This is a genomic window from Mesobacillus sp. S13 (assembly GCF_020422885.1).
GTDB classification, from domain to species: Bacteria; Bacillota; Bacilli; order Bacillales; family Cytobacillaceae; genus Mesobacillus; species Mesobacillus selenatarsenatis_A.
The window spans coordinates 467,076-486,253 of the sequence record NZ_CP084622.1 but is presented as its reverse complement, the minus strand read 5'-3'; the positions used below and the strand labels follow the sequence as shown (position 1 = coordinate 486,253).

The 19,178-nt window shown below is 42.1% G+C and carries 21 protein-coding genes and 1 riboswitch; of the genes, 4 read left to right on the top strand and 17 right to left on the bottom strand.

Annotated elements, in window-relative coordinates:
* Positions 1 to 458: 458 nt before the first annotated feature.
* On the bottom strand, positions 459 to 2,525 hold the full coding sequence (locus LGO15_RS02460; protein WP_226086553.1) for a DUF4179 domain-containing protein: 2,067 nt from the start codon (positions 2,523 to 2,525) through the stop codon (positions 459 to 461).
* Positions 2,526 to 2,640: 115 nt separating this feature from the next.
* Entirely contained in the window at positions 2,641 to 2,844 is a 204-nt protein-coding gene (locus tag LGO15_RS02455) for a hypothetical protein (RefSeq protein WP_226086552.1), read from the bottom strand.
* 397 nt (positions 2,845 to 3,241) lie between these two features.
* On the opposite strand from LGO15_RS02455, the gene LGO15_RS02450 reads away from it, so the two are divergent.
* Both LGO15_RS02450 and LGO15_RS02445 read left to right on the top strand, forming a co-directional pair.
* Positions 3,242 to 3,577: a PadR family transcriptional regulator gene (locus LGO15_RS02450; protein ID WP_226086551.1), complete on the top strand. Its 336-nt coding sequence runs from the start codon at positions 3,242 to 3,244 to the stop codon at positions 3,575 to 3,577.
* Positions 3,578 to 3,642: 65 nt separating this feature from the next.
* On the top strand, positions 3,643 to 4,413 hold the full coding sequence (locus LGO15_RS02445) for a DUF1129 family protein (RefSeq protein WP_226086550.1): 771 nt from the start codon (positions 3,643 to 3,645) through the stop codon (positions 4,411 to 4,413).
* Between the two features lie 44 nt (positions 4,414 to 4,457).
* Here the strand turns inward: LGO15_RS02445 and LGO15_RS02440 are convergent, their stop codons facing one another.
* Complete coding sequence (locus LGO15_RS02440) at positions 4,458 to 4,724, bottom strand: hypothetical protein (protein WP_226086549.1); 267 nt, start codon at positions 4,722 to 4,724, stop codon at positions 4,458 to 4,460.
* A gap of 331 nt (positions 4,725 to 5,055) precedes the next feature.
* Between LGO15_RS02440 and LGO15_RS02435 the strand changes: the two genes are divergently transcribed.
* Positions 5,056 to 6,282, top strand: a complete 1,227-nt coding sequence (locus LGO15_RS02435; RefSeq protein ID WP_226086548.1) for an NAD(P)/FAD-dependent oxidoreductase — start codon at positions 5,056 to 5,058, stop codon at positions 6,280 to 6,282.
* Positions 6,283 to 6,345: 63 nt separating this feature from the next.
* Here LGO15_RS02435 and LGO15_RS02430 read toward each other — a convergent pair whose 3' ends face one another.
* The 4 genes from LGO15_RS02430 to LGO15_RS02415 all read right to left on the bottom strand — a co-directional run bounded on the left by LGO15_RS02430 (position 6,346) and on the right by LGO15_RS02415 (position 11,000).
* Entirely contained in the window at positions 6,346 to 7,107 is a 762-nt protein-coding gene (locus LGO15_RS02430; protein ID WP_167832285.1) for an SDR family oxidoreductase, read from the bottom strand.
* A gap of 160 nt (positions 7,108 to 7,267) precedes the next feature.
* Positions 7,268 to 8,617 carry a TrkH family potassium uptake protein gene (locus LGO15_RS02425; protein WP_226086547.1) on the bottom strand — a complete coding sequence of 450 codons (1,350 nt, stop codon included), beginning with the start codon at positions 8,615 to 8,617 and terminating at the stop codon, positions 7,268 to 7,270.
* An 87-nt stretch (positions 8,618 to 8,704) separates the two neighbouring features.
* A riboswitch (cyclic di-AMP (ydaO/yuaA leader) is annotated at positions 8,705 to 8,853 on the bottom strand.
* Positions 8,854 to 9,208: 355 nt separating this feature from the next.
* Positions 9,209 to 10,489, bottom strand: a complete 1,281-nt coding sequence (locus tag LGO15_RS02420) for a DUF4179 domain-containing protein (protein WP_226086546.1) — start codon at positions 10,487 to 10,489, stop codon at positions 9,209 to 9,211.
* Entirely contained in the window at positions 10,452 to 11,000 is a 549-nt protein-coding gene (locus LGO15_RS02415) for an RNA polymerase sigma factor (RefSeq protein WP_226086545.1), read from the bottom strand. Before LGO15_RS02415 ends, LGO15_RS02420 begins: the two co-directional genes overlap by 38 nt.
* Positions 11,001 to 11,145: 145 nt before the next feature.
* Between LGO15_RS02415 and LGO15_RS02410 the strand changes: the two genes are divergently transcribed.
* Positions 11,146 to 12,150, top strand: coding sequence for a DUF3231 family protein (locus LGO15_RS02410; RefSeq protein WP_226086544.1), 1,005 nt, complete (start codon positions 11,146 to 11,148; stop codon positions 12,148 to 12,150).
* Positions 12,151 to 12,196: 46 nt separating this feature from the next.
* Here LGO15_RS02410 and LGO15_RS02405 read toward each other — a convergent pair whose 3' ends face one another.
* From LGO15_RS02405 to LGO15_RS02365, 10 genes are all read right to left on the bottom strand, one after another.
* Complete coding sequence (locus LGO15_RS02405) at positions 12,197 to 12,424, bottom strand: hypothetical protein (RefSeq protein WP_226086543.1); 228 nt, start codon at positions 12,422 to 12,424, stop codon at positions 12,197 to 12,199.
* Positions 12,425 to 12,573: 149 nt separating this feature from the next.
* Positions 12,574 to 12,708, bottom strand: a complete 135-nt coding sequence (locus tag LGO15_RS24120; protein WP_264163862.1) for a hypothetical protein — start codon at positions 12,706 to 12,708, stop codon at positions 12,574 to 12,576.
* 110 nt (positions 12,709 to 12,818) lie between these two features.
* Positions 12,819 to 13,271: a hypothetical protein gene (locus LGO15_RS02400; RefSeq protein ID WP_226086542.1), complete on the bottom strand. Its 453-nt coding sequence runs from the start codon at positions 13,269 to 13,271 to the stop codon at positions 12,819 to 12,821.
* Complete coding sequence (locus LGO15_RS02395; protein ID WP_226086541.1) at positions 13,268 to 13,474, bottom strand: helix-turn-helix transcriptional regulator; 207 nt, start codon at positions 13,472 to 13,474, stop codon at positions 13,268 to 13,270. The genes LGO15_RS02400 and LGO15_RS02395 overlap by 4 nt, the downstream gene beginning before the upstream one ends.
* Before the next feature lie 126 nt (positions 13,475 to 13,600).
* Positions 13,601 to 13,948 carry a hypothetical protein gene (locus LGO15_RS02390; RefSeq protein ID WP_226086540.1) on the bottom strand — a complete coding sequence of 116 codons (348 nt, stop codon included), beginning with the start codon at positions 13,946 to 13,948 and terminating at the stop codon, positions 13,601 to 13,603.
* Between the two features lie 109 nt (positions 13,949 to 14,057).
* Positions 14,058 to 15,161, bottom strand: a complete 1,104-nt coding sequence (locus tag LGO15_RS02385; protein ID WP_226086539.1) for an AI-2E family transporter — start codon at positions 15,159 to 15,161, stop codon at positions 14,058 to 14,060.
* Positions 15,162 to 15,215: 54 nt separating this feature from the next.
* A complete protein-coding gene (locus LGO15_RS02380) occupies positions 15,216 to 16,424 on the bottom strand; it encodes an MFS transporter (protein ID WP_226086538.1) in 1,209 nt (402 codons plus the stop codon).
* A 963-nt stretch (positions 16,425 to 17,387) separates the two neighbouring features.
* The gene (locus tag LGO15_RS02375; RefSeq protein ID WP_226086537.1) at positions 17,388 to 17,915 is read right to left on the bottom strand and encodes a YceI family protein; all 528 of its coding nucleotides are present in this window, start codon (positions 17,913 to 17,915) and stop codon (positions 17,388 to 17,390) included.
* Between the two features lie 144 nt (positions 17,916 to 18,059).
* Complete coding sequence (locus LGO15_RS02370) at positions 18,060 to 18,434, bottom strand: hypothetical protein (RefSeq protein WP_226086536.1); 375 nt, start codon at positions 18,432 to 18,434, stop codon at positions 18,060 to 18,062.
* A 41-nt stretch (positions 18,435 to 18,475) separates the two neighbouring features.
* Complete coding sequence (locus tag LGO15_RS02365) at positions 18,476 to 19,111, bottom strand: coiled-coil domain-containing protein (protein ID WP_226086535.1); 636 nt, start codon at positions 19,109 to 19,111, stop codon at positions 18,476 to 18,478.
* Positions 19,112 to 19,178 lie beyond the last annotated feature (67 nt).

The following is a 19,178-nucleotide window of genomic DNA, read 5'->3' as shown; positions in this document are numbered from 1 at the left end:
TTCGAATTGGGACACCAGAACGGTGCCCAAATCCCTTTTAACAGAACGAATCTTATTTTTATGTACCCGGTTTCTACGGCTATTCCCTAACCGGGAATATATCCTGTCTTTATGTGCCCGGTTTCCCTGACTCTTCCCTTATCCGGGAACATATCCTGTCTTTATGTGCCCGGTTTCCCTGGCTCTTCCCTTAACCGGGAACATATCCTGTCTTTATGTGCCCGGTTTTCCTGGCTCTTCCCTTAACCGGGAACATATCCTGTCTTTATGTGCCCGGTTTTCCTGGCTCTTCCCTTAACCGGGAACATATCCTGTCTTTATGTGCCCGGTTTCTACGGCTCTTCCTCTAACCGGGAACATATCCAACGAGACAGCAGGTCGGTTCTCCAGTATGTCGCACATCCCTAAGTTTTTTTCGATTAAACAGAGGGACAGTTTCCCGTCCCTCAAAATACATGTTACTTATTATCCTCGGACACCAGAACCGTCCCCAGGTCCCAAGATTCATCCATGTACTTCAAGCTGTTATAACCGGTAATTAGGAGCTTCATGGATTTCTCTTCAACATTATCTACCTTCATTGTCATTTCTGTGACGAAATAGCGTGGCTGCTCTAATTTCTCAAAATCGACTCGTTCGGTTTGCATATCATATTCGACGCCGTTTTTATCAACAATTACTGATTTGGATTCCATATGGGTTACATTGGATTGCTGATTTTTGTCATTCACTAAATCCATGTGAAGGGATTCAAACACCCGATTTTCCAGATCATCACTCCGTACGATCACTTCGATAGACTGACCAACTTTGGTCTTATCAATAAAGATGGTACTGCCCGCATATTCAATTTCCTGCGGGAATGTCCCGCTTAGTTCGATGCTCTTATGATCTACAATCGATAGATAGATCGAGTCTAAATTGGCTCTGATGTCTTTGACTTTCTCACCATAGAGCGGGTCAAAATAGGCCTGGAATGCAGTCCAGTCACTGTCCAGCTGGTAATCCATAAAGTGGCTGCCATACCGGTCGGACTTCACTTTTTTTTCATTCACCTCTAGCGATTTGAAATTGAGGAAATCAAGCCTCTTCTCTTCGTTTTCAGTATTAATGCCAAACTGTAATAGAGTGCTAGTTGGGGCTACAATCAACTTATCTAGTCTGACGGCGACACCCTCAAGTTCTTTTTGCTCATTGATTTCGTATTCAGTGGCAGGCTGTTTCGTTACAGGAACCTTGAAGCTCCAATCCCCTGCCTTATAATCACCTGAAGTAAAGCCGAATGATAATGAAGCATCGTTAGCCAGTCTTTGAAGCCTGGTAATCCTTAACTCGATTTCCCCCTGATCCTCTTTTAGCGGCCTTAGGGCTACCTTTCCATAGAAGACATTCTTCTCTTTTTTGTTCATCTCGGCCTCGACATCTGGAAAAGAGTAGCGTGGATAGGATTCACGATTCATCATGTCAAATTCGTTCACGACTGCCAATCCATCAGCAAAAGTCATGAAATACTGCTTGTCTTCCTTCAGGTCATGAATTTCATAGAATACAAGCGTCTGGATATCATCCGCAACCACGCCCTTTATCTTCACCCTCACCCCGCCACTTTCAGCTTCCAGATTCAGCCTCTGGCCAAAACCCTCCTGGAGGAAGGCGCGTAACTGCGCATCATCTTCCGTCCAGGCATAATAGGCCTTTGGAAACGCACCGGTAATGAAGCCAATCGCTAAAAGGAAGGCAAACGCACTTGCAAAGCCAAGAGCCCACTTTTTGTGCTTTTTATTCTTCTGCTGTCTATGTACCTTCTGATCTGCGAATCTCTTTTTCACATTCTCCATTAGTTGAGGATCCACTTCCAGGTCATTGACTCCTTCAACATGGTTCAATCTCGTCATCGCGACTTCCTGGAAGCTGGCCAAATCCTCCTGACAAACACTGCAATTGTAAAGATGAATCTCGAACTCTATCTTTTCCGGACGTTCCATGCATTTTTCCAGGTAATCGATATAATGTTTCTGGTACTGCTCACAGCCATGATAGTCGATTCCATCTACTTGTCTTCTTACCGTCTGAATCCCCAAGAACAATAATTGCTTTATTTTTTCATCCGTAACTTCAAGGATTTGAGCCGTCTCCTCAATGGTAAGACCTGTTACATATGTAAGAACAAACGCATCCTTTTCAGCGCCCGCCAGTTGATGTATGGCAGCAATTACATCCGGGGCTGGTTCCGTTCCCTCCGAATCTTGCACATTTCGATCAGCAGAAAGCCCTCGGATGTTTTGAATAAAATTCGACGTGACCCACATCTTGAATGTTGAATTCCCCTTATACCGCGGCCATTCCTTATGCACCTTCAGAATACTCTGGTAAAAAAGTTCCTCCATCTGCTGCGAGTTGTGAGTATAACACCAGCCAAGACGATAGAAATATTCACTATGCCGTTCAAACCAATCCACGACAGATTCAATGCCCATCTCTTGAATCGCCGCAATCGAAATCGGCTCCATTTTTTCCAGCATCATTATTAACTTCCCCCCTTTAGACAAAAGCCCGTCCATCCAACGCCCAGACTTACAATCATAGACATTCCACATCTCAACTATTAGAATAATCAGTTATTTATAAAAAGACAGGTCCTTAAGAGCAACAAGCTACTGCTTTCTTCAAATCCTTGTCGCGTACCCAGATCTCGCCTTCTCTGATTTCATATTTTATCCCCGCATCATCCAGACGCTGGATTTGGTTATCCGTACTATCGGTCCAGTGGGTATACGATTCCTCCGAGTTGCAAGCTGCTAAAAGAACCAGGACGCTAAAGCTTAAAATTAGTGTTTTCTTCAAAATACTCATCCCTAACTGCTTATCGTTACTTCAACGATACCACAAAATGGCAGGCATAGACATAGTTTGGACGACCGGTTAGAACATTAATGGAAAACATCTACTATATAACCCTTGCATTGCAAGATACCTTCATGTATAGTAAAAATATATCTTGCAATACAAGGTACTGTTTTTTCACAATGGGCTTGCAATACATAGGAATATTTTTTCACCCAATTATCTTGCAATACAAGATCCTATTTTTTTACACAAATGTCTTGTATTACAAGATCCTGTTTTTTTACACAAATGTCTTGTATTACAAGGTAGCGAATATCACTTACCCACTTCAGCTGCCATGCAATATGAGTACCTAAATACTTCGCAATTCAAGTTACTGAAAGGAGCCCGTGAGATGGCTGATACGACGCAAATGCTTAAAGGGATTCTCGATGGATGCCTTTTGTCCATCATCAAAGAGGGCGAAATTTATGGATATGAACTGGCTGCCAAACTAGAGTCCTATGGCTTTCATTCTTTTAGCGAAGGAACGATCTATCCCCTTTTGCTGCGTATGCAGAAAGAGGGCCTTGTGAGCACAACATTAAGGAAATCGACTGCTGGGCCGAAACGGAAATATTATTCATTGACGGAAAAAGGCGAGCAGGAATTGGAGCAATTTATCCTTCGGTGGGCGCAACTGAGCTCCTCGGTGAACAATGTATTGAACAAAGGCTATTTTTCGTCATGATAGTTGTTAAAATCCTAAAGCTGATTTTAACGTAGAAAAGAGCCTATATAAAAGGGGGAATTAAAGTGAGTGTTTCGAAACAAGCAGAGCAATTTTTAGTGGAACTGCGAATGTATTTGATTTCAAAAGGGAAAAACGACCAGGAAATCAATGAAATCACCGAAGAACTTGAGGTCCATTTGATGGAGGCGGAAGCAGCCGGCAAGGATGTCAGCCATATCATCGGGGACAGTCCGAAAAATTATATGAAGAGCATTGGCGAATCCATGAAAACCGATTATCGACAGCTTGCAGGCTTGGTTCCCTTGATGATCTTGCTGCTGGCAGCTTACATGAGTATCGGCCCTGCCATTGAAGGAACTTTTTCCGTATCGCAGGGGACCATCTGGTTTGCGCTAGTCATCAGCTCCATCAGCATCCTGGTTTACGGCGCATTCTTATTCAAAATCATGCCGAAATTCTTCCATTCTAAATGGGGTTACGTTATATTCATCGGAATCTCATTCATCGTAACCGGAATCATGGTCGCATTGATGTTATGGTACAAAACACAGGAATTCGAAGAGGTCTTCGTCGCAACGCCAGCGCAAAACATCCTGATCATTGTCCTGTGCGCAGCTATTTTCATCGGGGCCGCTCTCTACACGAAAACTTGGTTCACGGTATTGATTCCTTTATTCCTCTCCATGGGACCTATTGCAACAAGATTCATCCCAGAAGAAGCAAACAATGACCCGCTTTACATCACGATCACCATCATCGCCTTCGTACTCGCTTCAGCTGTGGCCATCGCCATCTTTATTTTTCAGAGCAAAAAAGAACGAAAAAAGGTTTAACTACAGCAAAAGGAGCTCAACTAAGTTAAGCTCCTTTCTGCTTTTTACTGAATCCCATGATCAGGATAAATCAATTCATGGTCCACAAAAATCCGGCACTCTACCGTGATTGCACCGCCAAGGCTGACCTTTATATACTGGTTTTCACCTTGATTATTTTTAATGACCCCGTTCAACGTCGCTCGATCAAACGCAAACCCCAAATTCTGATCCTGCAATTTTCCGTCTACATATAGCTTTTCCCCACTAAACCACGTATTCTCCACTTGTATATGATGACCCTCGTATGTAACTTCAAACACTTTTTTCATATCCATCCCCCCTATCCCTATCTCTATATACGGATAGGAAGACTAGAGGTTCCCTAAAAGTGGATGCACGAGTCTTCAACTGGAAAAAATCAGCGGGAATTTCCAAGTCGCCAATAAAATTCGAAATTCGCCAATAAACAAAACAGGCAGGTGTTTGTTGCGATGTGTAAACGATTTGATTAGCACTTTCTGATCCATTTTTTCAAAAATCACTATATATTCGGATTTAATAAACCATTTTCCATCATAATGAGCACCGTCCCCATGTCTCATGAATGCCAAGCCACCACATGGAAATACTATGAACATCATTTTTATCAGGAGGAAACACATGAATGTAATGTCGGGTACTTATTATTGGCCTGCCACTTTTCCGGATCCACCTTCTTATCCGCAGTTAGAAGGAGATCTTGAATGTGATGTCTTGATTGTCGGTGGAGGCAGCTCAGCTTCTCAATGCGCGTATTACCTGGCAGACTCTGGCCTGAATGTCGTTGTCATTGACAAAGGGAAAATTGGCGGCGGCAGTACAAGTTCGAATACGGCGCTCATCCAGTATTCTGGAGAAAAAATGTTCACGAATCTGGCTAACTCTTTTGGAAAAAAGTATATTACGAGGCATTTAACACTGCTTCAGGAAGCGATCAATCACATTGAGGCGGCAGCTTCAGCGACTGAGATTGATTGTGAATTCACCCGAAGAGATTCGCTTTATTCCGCAAGCTGCAGTGAGGATGTCGATACGCTAAGGAAAGAATACGAGTTTTTAAAAGAGCAAGGGTTGAAGGTAGATTTTCTCAAGAAAGAAGAAATCGAACAGAAATACCCTTTCAGCAGGGAGGCGGCCATCTACTCCTATGGGGATGGAGAGCTGAACCCTTTTAAATTTACTCATGCGTTAATGGACCATGCTGCAAGTAAAGGTATAAAAGTGTTTGAAAACACCGAGATGAACGGCCATCATCATGATCCAAAAACGAACAGAATGATAGTTTCCACTAAAAATGGCCATACCATTTCTGCAGGCAAGGTCATTTTCGCGGCAGGGTATGAAGGAATCGACATAAAGAAGGAAAAGCTCGTTTCCTTTGTCAGTACGTATACTGTTACTTCAAAACCTGCCAGCGATCTATCCTCTTGGTACAACCGTACGCTTTTATGGGAAACAGCTCGGCCCTATATCTATTTGCGGACAACGGCAGATCACCGCATCATTGTGGGCGGGCTTGATGACAATACAAATAAACCCGCAGACCGGGACAGCAAGCTGATTCATAAAAGAGATAAGCTGGTGGATGAGTTTAACAAGATGTTCCCGGAGATCCAATTTGAACCTGAGTATTATTTAGCAGCATTTTATGGAGGGACAGCGGACGGACTTCCGATTATCGGAGTATATGATGAATATCCGAACAGCTATTTCCTCTTGGCGTTCGGCGACAATGGAACCGTATACAGCCAGATGCTCGCGAAAATTATTGCCGAAGACATCGTAAAAGGAAGCAGCCCAGACCTCGAGCTGTATTTACAGAACAGGCCTCATGCAGGAAAAAACTAGAGGGAATCAACAGCAGTCAAAATAAGATGGCTCCTCTTACACATAGAGGAGCCATCTTTATATCTAAAATGCAGATGTCCAACCGCCATCAACTGTAAGAACGGTCCCGTTCACAAAGCTGGACTCATCGCTTGCCAGGAACAAAGCCGCTTGTGCGATTTCTTCCGGCTTGCCGGCTCGAGGTGATAAAGAGTGGGTCATGCCTGCACGTGACATGCCGAATTCATTGATGTTCGTCATGCTTGAACCTATATTGGTCTCAACTGCACCTGGTGCAATGGCATTGCAGCGAATCCCTTTTTGCGCATACATAAAGCCGGTATTCTTTGTTAATCCAATCACCGCATGTTTGGATGCGCCGTATGCTGCTCCGGCATGCGCACCGCTGAACCCGCCGGTGGATGCAATATTAATAATGACCCCCTTTTCCTTTTCTAGGAAGATCGGCATCGCTTTTCGCATCGCCCGCATAACGCCTTTCGTATTCACATCGAAAACTTTGTCCCATTTTTCATCCAGAATGTCACCAACCGGTTCAAAGCCATCCATGATACCGGCATTGTTCACGAGGATGTCCAGCGTGCCAAACTCCTGAACCGCTGTATCAATCATATTCTCCACATCAGCCAATTCCGCCACATTCACTTTCAAAGCCTTAGCAGTTCCACCGTTTTCGGTAATTTCCTTTGCAACGGCCTCAGCACCATCACTATTAAAATCAGCGAGCAGAACCTTCGCCCCTTCGCGAGCATAAAGTTCCGCTATCGCCTTCCCCATTCCTGATGCCGCGCCCGTTACAACCGCCACTTTTCCATCCAATTTCATAACCCTGACCTCCTTTGTCATATAACAGCAGTATCTAATCACTACCTATTATAAATTGCCTCTTTGCATTTTCTATAACCATATTGTGAATAATTAGTTAATTCGAAGAAAATAAAAAAAGAAGCATCAGGCATCTTCCACCCAATACTTCCCGGCATCCCTATCCGACAATCAATCTCTCTTTCGGATAATGGCATTTTGGCTCTAGTTTTCCACGGTTGAACAGGAAGATAAATGATAGAATCCCTATTCTTCCTATGAACATCAAAGAAATAATGACAATCTTCCCTGCCGTGCTAAGTTCAGGAGTGATTCCCATCGACAAGCCGGTTGTCCCGAAGGCCGAACTGACTTCGAACATGATTTCCATCATCGTGAAGTTTTCCGTCGCATTCAATATCACCACTGCCGCAAAACAGAGCAGCATAGCCAAAAAACTAACCACTACCGATTTCCGGATATCTTCCTCATGAAGCTCACGCCCAAATACCTTGATCGCATTATGTCCTTTTGCGAAATTGAGGATCAGCAATATGACCACCGCAAAAGTAGTCGTCCTGATGCCGCCGCCAACAGAACTTGGGGAAGCACCGATGAACATTAAAAAGCAAAGCAGCAATAAAGTTGGATTAGAAAAATCACTCACATTCATCGTCGCAAGCCCGCCATTCCTTGTTGAGGATGACTGGAACCATGCATAAAAAAACGATTCATGCCAGTTATAGTCCTTGAAGAAATGATTATATTCAAAAAGCAGGATCGCAAATGCACCAAAAAACATAAGCGCAAAGAAGGTTAATGTCGTCAGTTTCGTATACAACGAAAAATGAGATCGATGGTGCTTTTTACGGTTCAAAAAGTATTCCTTCACTTCCACTAATACCGGGAATCCAATCGCCCCTAAGGTGAGTAGAATGATGTTGATGGTTTGCACGAAATAATCATGCGCAAAAGGAATCAGTGAACTTCCTGTTATATCAAAACCAGCATTCGTCGTTGCACTGACCGCCGCAAATAAGCCTTGGAGATAGGCTTCTTGCCATGTCGGGAAGTAACCAAGAAAATACGTTCCTAATATAAGGGCCCCAACGGCCTCGATCAAGAGGATGATGGCCAATATTTGTCTCATGAGTTTAACGAGACCGGACATCTGCGACTGATTCTGGTCGGTCATGATTAACTGGCGATCTTTAAGACCGATCTTCCTTCGTAATATCATCCAGAAAAATGTACCAAGCGTCATGATCCCAATCCCGCCAAACTGGAGGATGAACATCAATATGAAAACGCCAGGTGTACTAAAGGTGTCCGTAGTAGATACAACCGCCAGGCCCGTTACACTGACGGCACTGACTGCTGTAAATAATACATCAATGAAAGTCCAATGCACTCCCGGCTTGAGAGCAATCGGGAGACTAAGGAGCGCCGCTGAGATCAACACAGCAAATACATAAAACAATACAATGATTTGCGCAGGCTTCAACCAGTTCCTTTTAAGAATTTTCGCCAAGAATACCCCTTCTAACTATTTCAGATTAGTTTTCATTAAAACACAAAAAGACCACCCTAAACAAGAATGGTCAATGCCTATCATTAACCCTTCTCTCTTCACGGCTTACGGAGTTAGCTGTCGGATTAGGGATTGAGAGTATCCCTTTTTAGCTGCATTCGCTAAAATTCACCCCAAGATAAAGTCTCTTTATCAAATATGGTTCCCCCGCTCAAAAGATTCAGCATAAAGGCCTTTTATTAAAATGAATAAGTATAAAATACTCCTATCGCATTAGAGTGTCAATCTCTTTTTAGAAATCGAAGGTGACATTTCATCTAAAAAATGAATGCCAAAGGCACTGTTCCATGAATGAACATTGCCCTCACTTTATTCAGAGCGAACTGGAAAAAAACGCTCGAAATTTCCAATTCGCCAATAAAATGAAATTTTCGCCAGTAAAATTGTGAAAACCGCCAATAAAATTATTTTTTCGCCAATAAAGTTGTGAAAACCGCCAATAAACTTATTTTTCCGCCAATAAAGTTAATAATTCCACAGGAGATGCCACAAAGTCTATCCACATATGCCTATTTTAGCCACCACCGCCAACTAATCAACCGAAATCTCAATCTTTTGATTGTATTCTTTCACATAATGAATCCCTTTGATCAGCAAATACTCTGGCATGGACTTCGTTTCAAAGACCATCGTCCGCTCGCTGGTGATTCTATCTGTCTTTTTGTTCAATCTCTGGCCAATGGTTGTTTTTATAGGAGTCACTTTGTCACCATTTTGAATCGAAACACCATCTAGCAATAGATTCTCGTCTGTCTCAATCGTGATTTCGATTCCACGCTCAGTAGCAGCAATCCGTTTAATCCTAAGGTCGTTTCCGTCAAGGTCATGCTGTGTATTTTCTGCAACCAGAATCTGTTCCTCTATTTTTTGGTAGCCAACAAACTCATTAAAAGCTAACTCAAGAGAATGAAGCTCGTCAGGAAGACCATCGAAACGCAAATCGAACTTGCTTCCGTTAAACGCGCTCCTTACACCATATCCTACATTGTCGATGGTGTTACCATTTGCAATCAACTTGACTCCTTCGAAGCCGAACCTGATCCGGTCAAAATTATCCACGTCCATTTTTCCTTCGATGACGGTCGATGTGGGTGTTGCTGTAATCGTCTTGAAGGTAACCGTCCCTTTATCAACCTTTACTGTTTCCTTAATCGACTGTTTTATCTGTGTCTGCATCGCTTTATTCGGATCATAAGGAAATGTGATGCTCCCCTCTTGGTACTCTTGCCCCTGCCAAAAATGCAAAGTCAATTTCTTCGCAAATGGACTGACTGGATCAAAATACATCGTCCCTTTTATTTCCGTACCTTCATCATTCAGCAGCTCCATGCTGCCTCCTCCATGGGCATTGGTGAGGAAGCCAGTAATTTTATCAGAAATAAAGACATATTCCAGTGAATCCGCAATCCCCTGTGGATTTGACAAGGTATAGTACATAACCAATTGATTGGCATCAGTCATGATTCCATCAATGATCAGCTCTGTTCCATCAATCAATGTCGTCTTTCTTTCGATGATTTGCCCCATGCCTTTTTCATTCAAATCCTTCATGGTTCCTGTCATGATCTCCTCATAACCGAAAATCTTTTTTCCATAAAAGGCAAAGGCATTGTAATTATAGCTGATCAGCATAAAGCACAGAACGCCTACAGCAGCCATCATAATATATGGATTTTTTCGTTTAGACTTCCTTGTAGGCTTTGCATCAAGAGCGCTGCGCATCCTCGCTTCGAAATCCGGCGGAGGTGTCATCTCAGCTATGCGCCTCTTCTCCTCACTCAACACTTCCTCTATCTTTTTCAATGCCTTCACCCCCAAAATGATCCTTCATTTTCCTTAACCCCTGAAAGACCCTCGATTTCACTGTTCCAATTGGAACATCGGTCAAATCCGCAATACTCTGATAATCCAGATCGAGAATATACTTCATTTGAATCGCTTCTTTTTGATTCTCACTCAAAATCGCTAACATCTCGGCAATCTCTAAAGGCTGCACATTCGACCCAAAAGAAGGCTGTTCCTCCTCTTTGGAGGACTGCCAGTTTTCCATCAGTACAACCTTCTTTTGGTTGCGAAGCGTTGTTTTACAAAGGTTAACAAGAATGGTCTTGCTCCAGCTGTAAAAAGCCTCTTCCTTCTTCAGCTGGCCGATATTTTCATACAGCCGGACAATCATCTCCTCCAGCACATCCATCGCATCATGCTCATTCCGCATATATGTAAAAGCAAGCCGGTACATGGCGTCCTTCTCAGCCATAATCAACTCCATCAACGCATCCTTACTACCCTTTTTGGCCTTTTTCACCAGCCGAACAATATTCATTCCCTCACCCCGCTCCTATGTAAGAGTCGTAACTATGTAGAAAAGTTCATTTTTTTTAAAAAATTTATTACACGATAACAAAATCTTGAACATGGTAAATTCATATTTCATTTAAATGAGGAAATAATACCAGCGAGGTGAAAACATGGATAAAGATAAAATACAGCTTACATCTTCCGAGATTGGAAGCTTATGGGGCGAATATGTAAACGGAACAATGATCGACGCAGTAAATAAATATATGTTAACCATTATTGAAGATGAAGCGATCAAGGCAATATTCGAGGATGCCATTTCGAAATTCGCTCGTCAAAAGAAACAACTGGTTACTTTTTTAGAGAATGAAGGTTTTCCTGTTCCCGTAGGATTTAGTGAAGCAGATATCAATAAAGGGGCAAAAAGGTTGTTCTCTGACATCTTTTGCTTGAATTATTTACATATCATGACACTCCACGGGATGACTGGCCATATCACCGCTTTAGGCGTTTCTGTCAGAAAAGACTTACGCGATTTTTACGACTCATGCGATAACGACGGAAAAGAAATGTACCACAAGACGATCGAACTATTACTTGAAAGAGGCAGTTTTCAAAGAGATCCTTTATTTTATCCTGCTAAACATCCTGAATTTATTGTCAGCCAAGATTTTACAGATGGCATTTTCGGAAAAGGCAGAAGTTTATCTGCCACAGAAATTATCAGTATCTCTTTCAACATAAAAAAGAATATCATGGCGAAAACTCTGTCGATTGCTTTCAGCCAGGTTGCCCACTCCAAAGAAGTGAGGAAGTTCTTAGCAGATTCTGAAAAAACAGCTGACCAGCAAATACAGGCCTTTGCCAAAATCATGCACGAAGATAACCTGCCAGTTCCCCGTTCTTGGGAAACAGAAGTCACTACATCTACAGAAGCTCCTTTTTCAGACAAACTGATGATGTATCATACCGGCTTCTTATACCAGGCTGCGCAAGTATATCATGGCACAGGTTTGGCTTCCGCCATGCGTACCGACCTGATCACAACCTATGAAAGCATCGTTCTCAAAAACCTCATGGTGACAAAAAAATGGTTCGATATCATGGAAAAAAATAAATGGCTGGAACAGCCCCCGCTTGCTCCCAATCGAAAAGAACTAACAAATGGAAACTAAGAACGTTCATGTCCTTCCGTATATGGGGGGACTTTTTTATAGCCATTCATTGCTTTCGTTTATGTATGAATTGAAAATAAAACGATAAAAAAGCAATGGCAACCATGGCATAAAACGATATAGAACGATACCAAACATTCTTCAATTCTTTCCAGAAACTCATTCCGCCCTGGTCTGCAGGCAATAAAGAATAGACCGATACTTCAACATAGAACATTCCAAGGAAAAATAAAAATGAAGGAACAGATATCATCCATATTAGACGGTACCGCAATTCGTGGGCCCCCTATATTTGCGACATTTCAGATCAACGCATCTTGAATTATTCCCATCCTAATTGAATTCACCAAAAATGGATATATTCCTCCAGGATGTAAAAAAGAAGCCGCCTATTTCGCAGCTTCCTCATTGGTACGGTCATCATCATTTCATTTTAGCCAGCTTATTGGTGATCTCCGCGATCTCCTTCTCGACCTCGTAAAGATTCTTCTGCATCCGGTCCCTGCGAGCTGTTAGCACGCTAAGCTGTTCTTTCAATTCCTCTTTAGATCCGCTCATTCCATCGTCCTCCATGGGCTGTTTTTAAGGGTAGGAAAAAAGGACTTCCCCAGAATATTATGTACAGTTGGAAGAGCTCTAGTATGGAAATGAACATATGGAAAAAAACCTCAAGACCGGACAACAAAAAACAAGTAAGAAACCAGAACACCTAACCATTGGATGGTGGCAAATAAAAGAATCGTTTCGGTGCTATAGTTCGGTGCGCTTAAGAGCATGATCATGAGGAACGGGACCATCAAGATGGATAAAACTCCCGCCAGAAACAGGCTTTTCGCTAAAATACTCACTTGATATTCATCGTATTCCTTCATCCTTTTCACAAGAATAAATACGACAATAACCACCGTTAACCCAATGATCAAATAGCCAATGAATTTCATATTGCCTGCTTTCAAAAAGTCTGACCACCCATTCCAAAAATCGGAGTTCAGCGTTCTGCCATGTGAAAGTATGCTGACGAATTCCATATGCCCTGCTGTAAAAATAAAAATGAATGAATAGATAGCAGACATGAAGCTAATGAAAAGAATATTGATCACCGGATGTCTCAGTATACTCACTTTCGCTCACTCTCCTCAAATTCAAATAATTCCTCGATCGTCATATTAAAAAATTTCGCTAAATCATAGGCCAGCCAGATAGAAGGATCAAATTTATTCTTTTCAATCGCATTGATGGCTTGACGTGAGACGTTCACTTTTTCTCCTAGTTGCGCTTGCGTCAAGCCGAATTGTTCCCTGTAGTGTTTGACTTTATTTTTCAAGATGGATACCTCTTTCATTGTAAGGTTAACCTTACATATAAATTACAGGTTTTCCGTTTTGGTGTCAAGTAAACCTTACATATGCTTTTTAAAAAAATGCTTTCCAATTTACTGAAAAGCATCATTTCACCTCTTATGCATGCCTCGCATCGTTTCTTTTTCAATCCTTATATTCTCCAGGAAACCTGATGCTTTCAGCTCTAAATGATAGGAAGGATCATCTTGATTACGATAGGTTTTATGCATTCTTGCTACGAAAATACCGGGCGAATAGCCTCCTTGAACTGATTGCATGATAATCTGTTCGTTATCTGTTTCAATTTGAAATACGTCACAAACATCATCAAGGCACTGCACTTCATAAGTATCTTCCATCCAACTAGCAAAATCAGCTTCATTCGGCTTATTTACAAGCGCGATTACTGCAGCAATTACAACAACCATCAATAACAGCAGCCACTTCCGCTTCCTCATACCATCCCTCCGCTCACTTTTGCATCACTCTTAATAAAAAAGCGATAGAAGCTTAAATAAAGCTCTATCGCCCAAAGTCTAATCCTGGATTCTCATGTTAGTGTATGACTCAGGTTGTCTCTGTGGTAATCGTTGCCCTTTTCCTTGCCCTTAGGAATCGGACTAGATTCAAGACGATTGTTTTTGAGACTGCATAGGTTGGAACGGCTAACACCATTCCCAGTACACCAGCCAGATTTCCAGCCGCCAATAAAATAATAATAATCGTTGCCGGATGAGTATCCAGTGTTTTACCAAGGATAAGCGGCGAAAGCAAGTTCCCTTCGATTTGCTGGGCCGCAAGGATGACGATGACCACCAACAAAGCTTTTGTTGGTGAATCAAAAAGACCAACCAGCACAGCAGGCGCTCCGCCAATAATCGGTCCCACATACGGGATAATATTTGTGAAGGCGACGATTAACGCCAGGATCAATGCATAGCGTAGATCAATGATTAAATAGCCGATAAAAGCCAAAATCCCAACCGCTGAGGCGACTGTCACCTGACCCTGGATATAGGCCGAAAGTGTTTCACCCGTTTCCTTCAGGATTTTAAGCCCCTCTTCCCGGTAATCTTTCGGAATGAACTTGGAAACAGCATGCGGGAACCGGTGTCCATCCTTGAACATGTAAAACAATAAAAACGGAACTGTCACTAGAATGATCGCGATATTGGTGACGATACCGAGCAATCCCTTTAAACCATTGGTTAGCTTATTCGGCAAGGTATTTGCATACTCAATAACGCGCTCCTGAACCGTATCAATCATTTCCCGCTGCTCATCCCTGAAGCTTTTAAACTCCGAAGATTGAACAACATCGTAAAAATACTCCGTCGTCTTATCCGCGAAAACAGGAAGATCATTCGCAAGCTCTGTCGCCTGCTTGGAAACGGCAGGAACCAAATTGCCAATTGCCAGAACAAGCAGCGCACCAAACACCACATAAATGATCAAGATAGCTGCCACGCGTGGTACTTTCTTTCGCTGCAGAAAGTCAACCACCGGATTTAGCAGGAAATACAGAAAGCCCGTGATCAGAATCGGAAAGAACACCGTCGAGATAAAGATCCCAATCGGTTCAAACATAAAGGAAATCTTTGTTGAAACATAAATGATTGAGGTGATAAGTAAAATTTGAATCAGCCAAAATTGCAATTTTGATTTTTTCAACGTATGTACCTCTTGCCTTAGGTTATTTTGGTAAAATTATACCAAGTTTTTGAGCTAAAGTATATCCGTCCCTCGAATATCAGCCTCGATCTCCTCACTCAACCGCTTCTTTAAAAATGAAATGCAAATTGGTGTAATGATTGTCATAACGCCAATGGTCGTAAATGCGACACCCCAATTAAAGTAATCAAGCAGAATCCCAAAAATCATGGGTGAAAAAATCGTTGCACTGAACCCCAGCACAGATTGGATTCCGAGGGCGATCCCTGTTATTTCCGGATTGGATATCTCCGTAATCATCGTGTTGTAGATGGGGGAATCAGCGATAATCGTAAATCCATATATGAATACTATCGGGAGCAAAATCCACATGCTCGCAGGTGTCAGCCAGCCAATCGCCAGTGAACAGGCAATACTTATATAGATAAACAACTTGATCGATTTTAACCGACCGAAAGTATCAGACATTCTGCCGCCAATGAAACTGGCAATCCCGCCAATCATCACAACAAATGCTCCGATAAAATTGCCAACTGAAATCGCATTCGAGACATCATGAGTCTGGAAGTAATACACCATAAAAGGACCTATCCACGCCCACATCGCATATAATTCCCAGCAATGCCCAGTGTAACTGATGTTCACCAGCAGGTTTTTCCTCGTGAGAACACGTTTTAACAATGCCATGCTTAAACGCTGATTATGGATATGGATATTTTCCGGAATCCTCGAAAAATAAATTAACGAAGCCGCGAGGATTGCAGAGCAAGAAGTTATGAGAATGACACCTTTCCAGCCCACCAGATTAATGAACAAGCCAGAAACCAGGAGGGAGAATCCCGAACCGACTACTAATGAGCCAACAAATAATCCCATAGCCGTCCCCCGTGCCCGATCGCTCGAAGTCTGTGCAACAATCTTCATTCCCGGCACATAAATCCCCGCAATCCCGACACCCGAAATGAATCTTAACAATAACGCAGACCAAAACCCTTGTGCCAGAACACTAAAAAGAATACCTGAGACCCCAGCAATCAACGCACCGTACATAAACGAGTATTTCGGATTATAACGATCACTCAAAAAACTGTAAAAAAACACCGCCGCCACATAGCCTATATGAAAAAACGCCACGATAATCCCAGATTCCGTCGAGGATAAATCCCATTCTTTTTCGACTACAGGCATAACCGCCGAAAAATTAAACCACACCTGCATCGCCAGAAATTGAGCTATCGACAGAGTCCATAAAAGACGAATCATCCCATCACCCACTTAACTTCCTTTAACATTAAAATAGCGAATTTTCCGAATTTAAACAAGATGAGTTTACTTAATATTAATCTGATGACAGCATGGATGGCTCATCCTGACCTTCTTCTGATATCTTTTCTTCGTTTGCACCCAAACCTGTCTTAAGTTGAGCTTTCTTTTGACAGCTTTTCTTCATTTCACGCCAAACCTGTCTGAAGTTGAGTTTTCTTTTGACAGCTTTTCTTCGTTTGGCACCAAACCTGTCTTAAGTTGAGCTTTCTTTTGACAGCTTTTCCTCGTTTGCCCCCAAACCTGTCTTAAGTTGAGCTTTCTTTTGACAGCTTTTCTTCATTTCACGCCAAACCTGTCTGAAGTTGAGTTTTCTTTTGACAGCTTTTCTTCGTTTGGCACCAAACCTGTCTTAAGTTGAGCTTTCTTTTGACAGCTTTTCTGCGTTTGCCACCAAACTTGTCTTAAGTTGAGCTTTCTTTTGACAGCTTTTCTTCGTTTGGCACCAAACCTGTCTTAAGTTGAGGCTTCTTTTGACAGCTTTTCCTCGTTTGCACCCAAAGCTGTCACGATTATTTCATTTTCTTGACAGCTTTACCCCTTCAGCTCCCAAACTTGTCACGATTACCTCTTTTTCTTGACAGCTCTACCCCTTCAGATCCAAAACCTGTCATGATTACCTCTTTTTCTTGACAGCTTTTTCCCGTCAGCTCCCGAACCTGTCATAATTCCCGTGTTTTCTTGACAGCTTTACCCCTTCAGAACCCAGACCTGTCAAGATTACTTCATTTTCTTGACAGCTTTACCCCTTCAGCTCCCAAACTTGTCACGAATTACCTCTTTTTCTTGACAGCTTTACCTCATCAGCTCCCAAACCTGTCACAATCCCTTCCCACTATCCACCTGCCCACAAAAAATAACCGCCCGGAGGTTTCCCCCTTGAGCGGTTACACGAATCAAATGTTATGCAACTGGATTTACTTCTAGTTCTACTTTGATCTTGATGTCTTTTCCGACGAGTACGCCGCCTGTTTCAAGTGGGGCATTCCATGTCAGGCCGAATTCTTCACGGTTTACTTTTGCTGCTGCTTCGAATCCGTATACTTCCACGCCCCATGGGTTTGTGCCTTTGCCGCCGTATTCCACGTCAAATGTCACTGGCTTTGTTACGTCCTTGATTGTCAGGTCGCCAGTTACTTTGTAATCATCGCCATCGCGAGTGATGCTTGTGGATTTGAAATCGATTGTTGGATAGTTTTCCACATCGAAGAAATCTGCTGATTTCAAGTGGTTTTCGCGGTCTTCGTTACGTGTGTCGATGCTTGCTACGTCAATTTTGAATGCGATTGAAGCTGTTGTTAAATCTGTTAGGTCCGCTGCTTCAACATCAGCTGTATAAGAGCCGAATTGTCCCTTTACCTTTGAAACCATCATGTGTTTCACTTCAAATCCTACTGCTGAGTGCGCCTGATCTACTGCAAATTTAGCCATTCTCAATTCCCCCTGTTTTGTTTTTATCTCGAATTCGAGATATAACTTCAAAAAAATAAAAATCTCGAAACAATTTACTTTTAATTCGAGATAAATTTATCATGAATTCGACATAACTGTCAATACACTTTTCAGATATTTTTTTCAGGATAAAAGTGTTTTGGCAATCTCCTGATGTCGAGCAACGTCCCAAATCATAAAGGACACAAGTAGGATCAGATATAATACTACATACCAACTAAAATGTTTCTTCGGTTTTAAAGGAGTAAAGAATAGCGCAATAAAAACGGCAGCAAAAAGAGAAATGAGATAAATATTCACTTCCCATAACCGCTTCGCCTCATTAATCGGCACCATTATTTTAAGCGCTTCATGAGCAGTAACCTGCCTTTCGACCACTTCCTTATCCCAAAATCCTTCTTCAATTATCATCATCATCTTTTCCTCATCGAACTGATAATGAACACCTGAAAGATTGAAGTTCGTTTGTTTCGTAAAAAGCAAAAGCAAGCCTGCCACTAGAAAATAAACCACTAATGGGAGAAACCGTTTATCGAATTTTATAATGGGGACCCCTCCTTTTCTACAAGCCTAATTTCTTCTATCCTCCATTTTTCAGTTCTATCGTAAAAGCCATCGCTCTTAGTCAATACAAATTGATAATTATCTTCCAGGTCCTCCACTGTAAGATATGTAAGAACGATTCTTCCTTTTTCAATTTTAAATCCACTTAGGTCTAAAACTACACCGGGGATCCATTCAAGATTGCTATATTTGAAATTAATAGTGCAAGGGCAATTGTCATCTTGATCAAGGGTGCCAAAACTTGTAAAATTTCCAAGAGCAATTAAGTCAATTACTTCTTTAAACTCTCCGGCAGCTTTATAGGTCTCAACGACATCGATCGCATCCAGGAAGTCCTGATATCGAACAGAGGATTGTGATGCAGCTACTTCTTCTTCCAGGTTTGAAAGATTGACGGCCAATGTATCATTTTCATTCTTCAAATCATCCGTCATCCTCGACCGTCTTTCGATTTCTTTTTCTAAACTAGTCACTTTCGTTTCAAGACGATTTTTATCCTCCTCAAGCTTCGCTGCAGAATCTGCTGTTCTTGCATTATCCATAAGAGCAATCGCCGTGATGACTAATAAGATGATAAGAGCCGAAGTTTTAAAATCTTTCTTCCAATTCATTGGTACCCCCCCATTCAAAAAGGATGATAATAATATACTACGAATCTACCACCCATTAGTTTCAAAA

Coding starts and splice junctions, on each gene's coding strand:
- LGO15_RS02460 (WP_226086553.1), bottom strand. CDS start 2,525: ATGATGCTGGAAAAAATGGAGCCGATTTCGATTGCGGCGATTCAAGAG.
- LGO15_RS02450 (WP_226086551.1), top strand. CDS start 3,242: ATGGCTGATACGACGCAAATGCTTAAAGGGATTCTCGATGGATGCCTT.
- LGO15_RS02440 (WP_226086549.1), bottom strand. CDS start 4,724: ATGAAAAAAGTGTTTGAAGTTACATACGAGGGTCATCATATACAAGTG.
- LGO15_RS02435 (WP_226086548.1), top strand. CDS start 5,056: ATGAATGTAATGTCGGGTACTTATTATTGGCCTGCCACTTTTCCGGAT.
- LGO15_RS02430 (WP_167832285.1), bottom strand. CDS start 7,107: ATGAAATTGGATGGAAAAGTGGCGGTTGTAACGGGCGCGGCATCAGGA.
- LGO15_RS02415 (WP_226086545.1), bottom strand. CDS start 11,000: ATGAATATTGTTCGGCTGGTGAAAAAGGCCAAAAAGGGTAGTAAGGAT.
- LGO15_RS02410 (WP_226086544.1), top strand. CDS start 11,146: ATGGATAAAGATAAAATACAGCTTACATCTTCCGAGATTGGAAGCTTA.
- LGO15_RS24120 (WP_264163862.1), bottom strand. CDS start 12,708: ATGAGCGGATCTAAAGAGGAATTGAAAGAACAGCTTAGCGTGCTAACA.
- LGO15_RS02390 (WP_226086540.1), bottom strand. CDS start 13,948: ATGAGGAAGCGGAAGTGGCTGCTGTTATTGATGGTTGTTGTAATTGCT.
- LGO15_RS02380 (WP_226086538.1), bottom strand. CDS start 16,424: ATGATTCGTCTTTTATGGACTCTGTCGATAGCTCAATTTCTGGCGATG.
- LGO15_RS02375 (WP_226086537.1), bottom strand. CDS start 17,915: ATGGCTAAATTTGCAGTAGATCAGGCGCACTCAGCAGTAGGATTTGAA.
- LGO15_RS02365 (WP_226086535.1), bottom strand. CDS start 19,111: ATGAATTGGAAGAAAGATTTTAAAACTTCGGCTCTTATCATCTTATTA.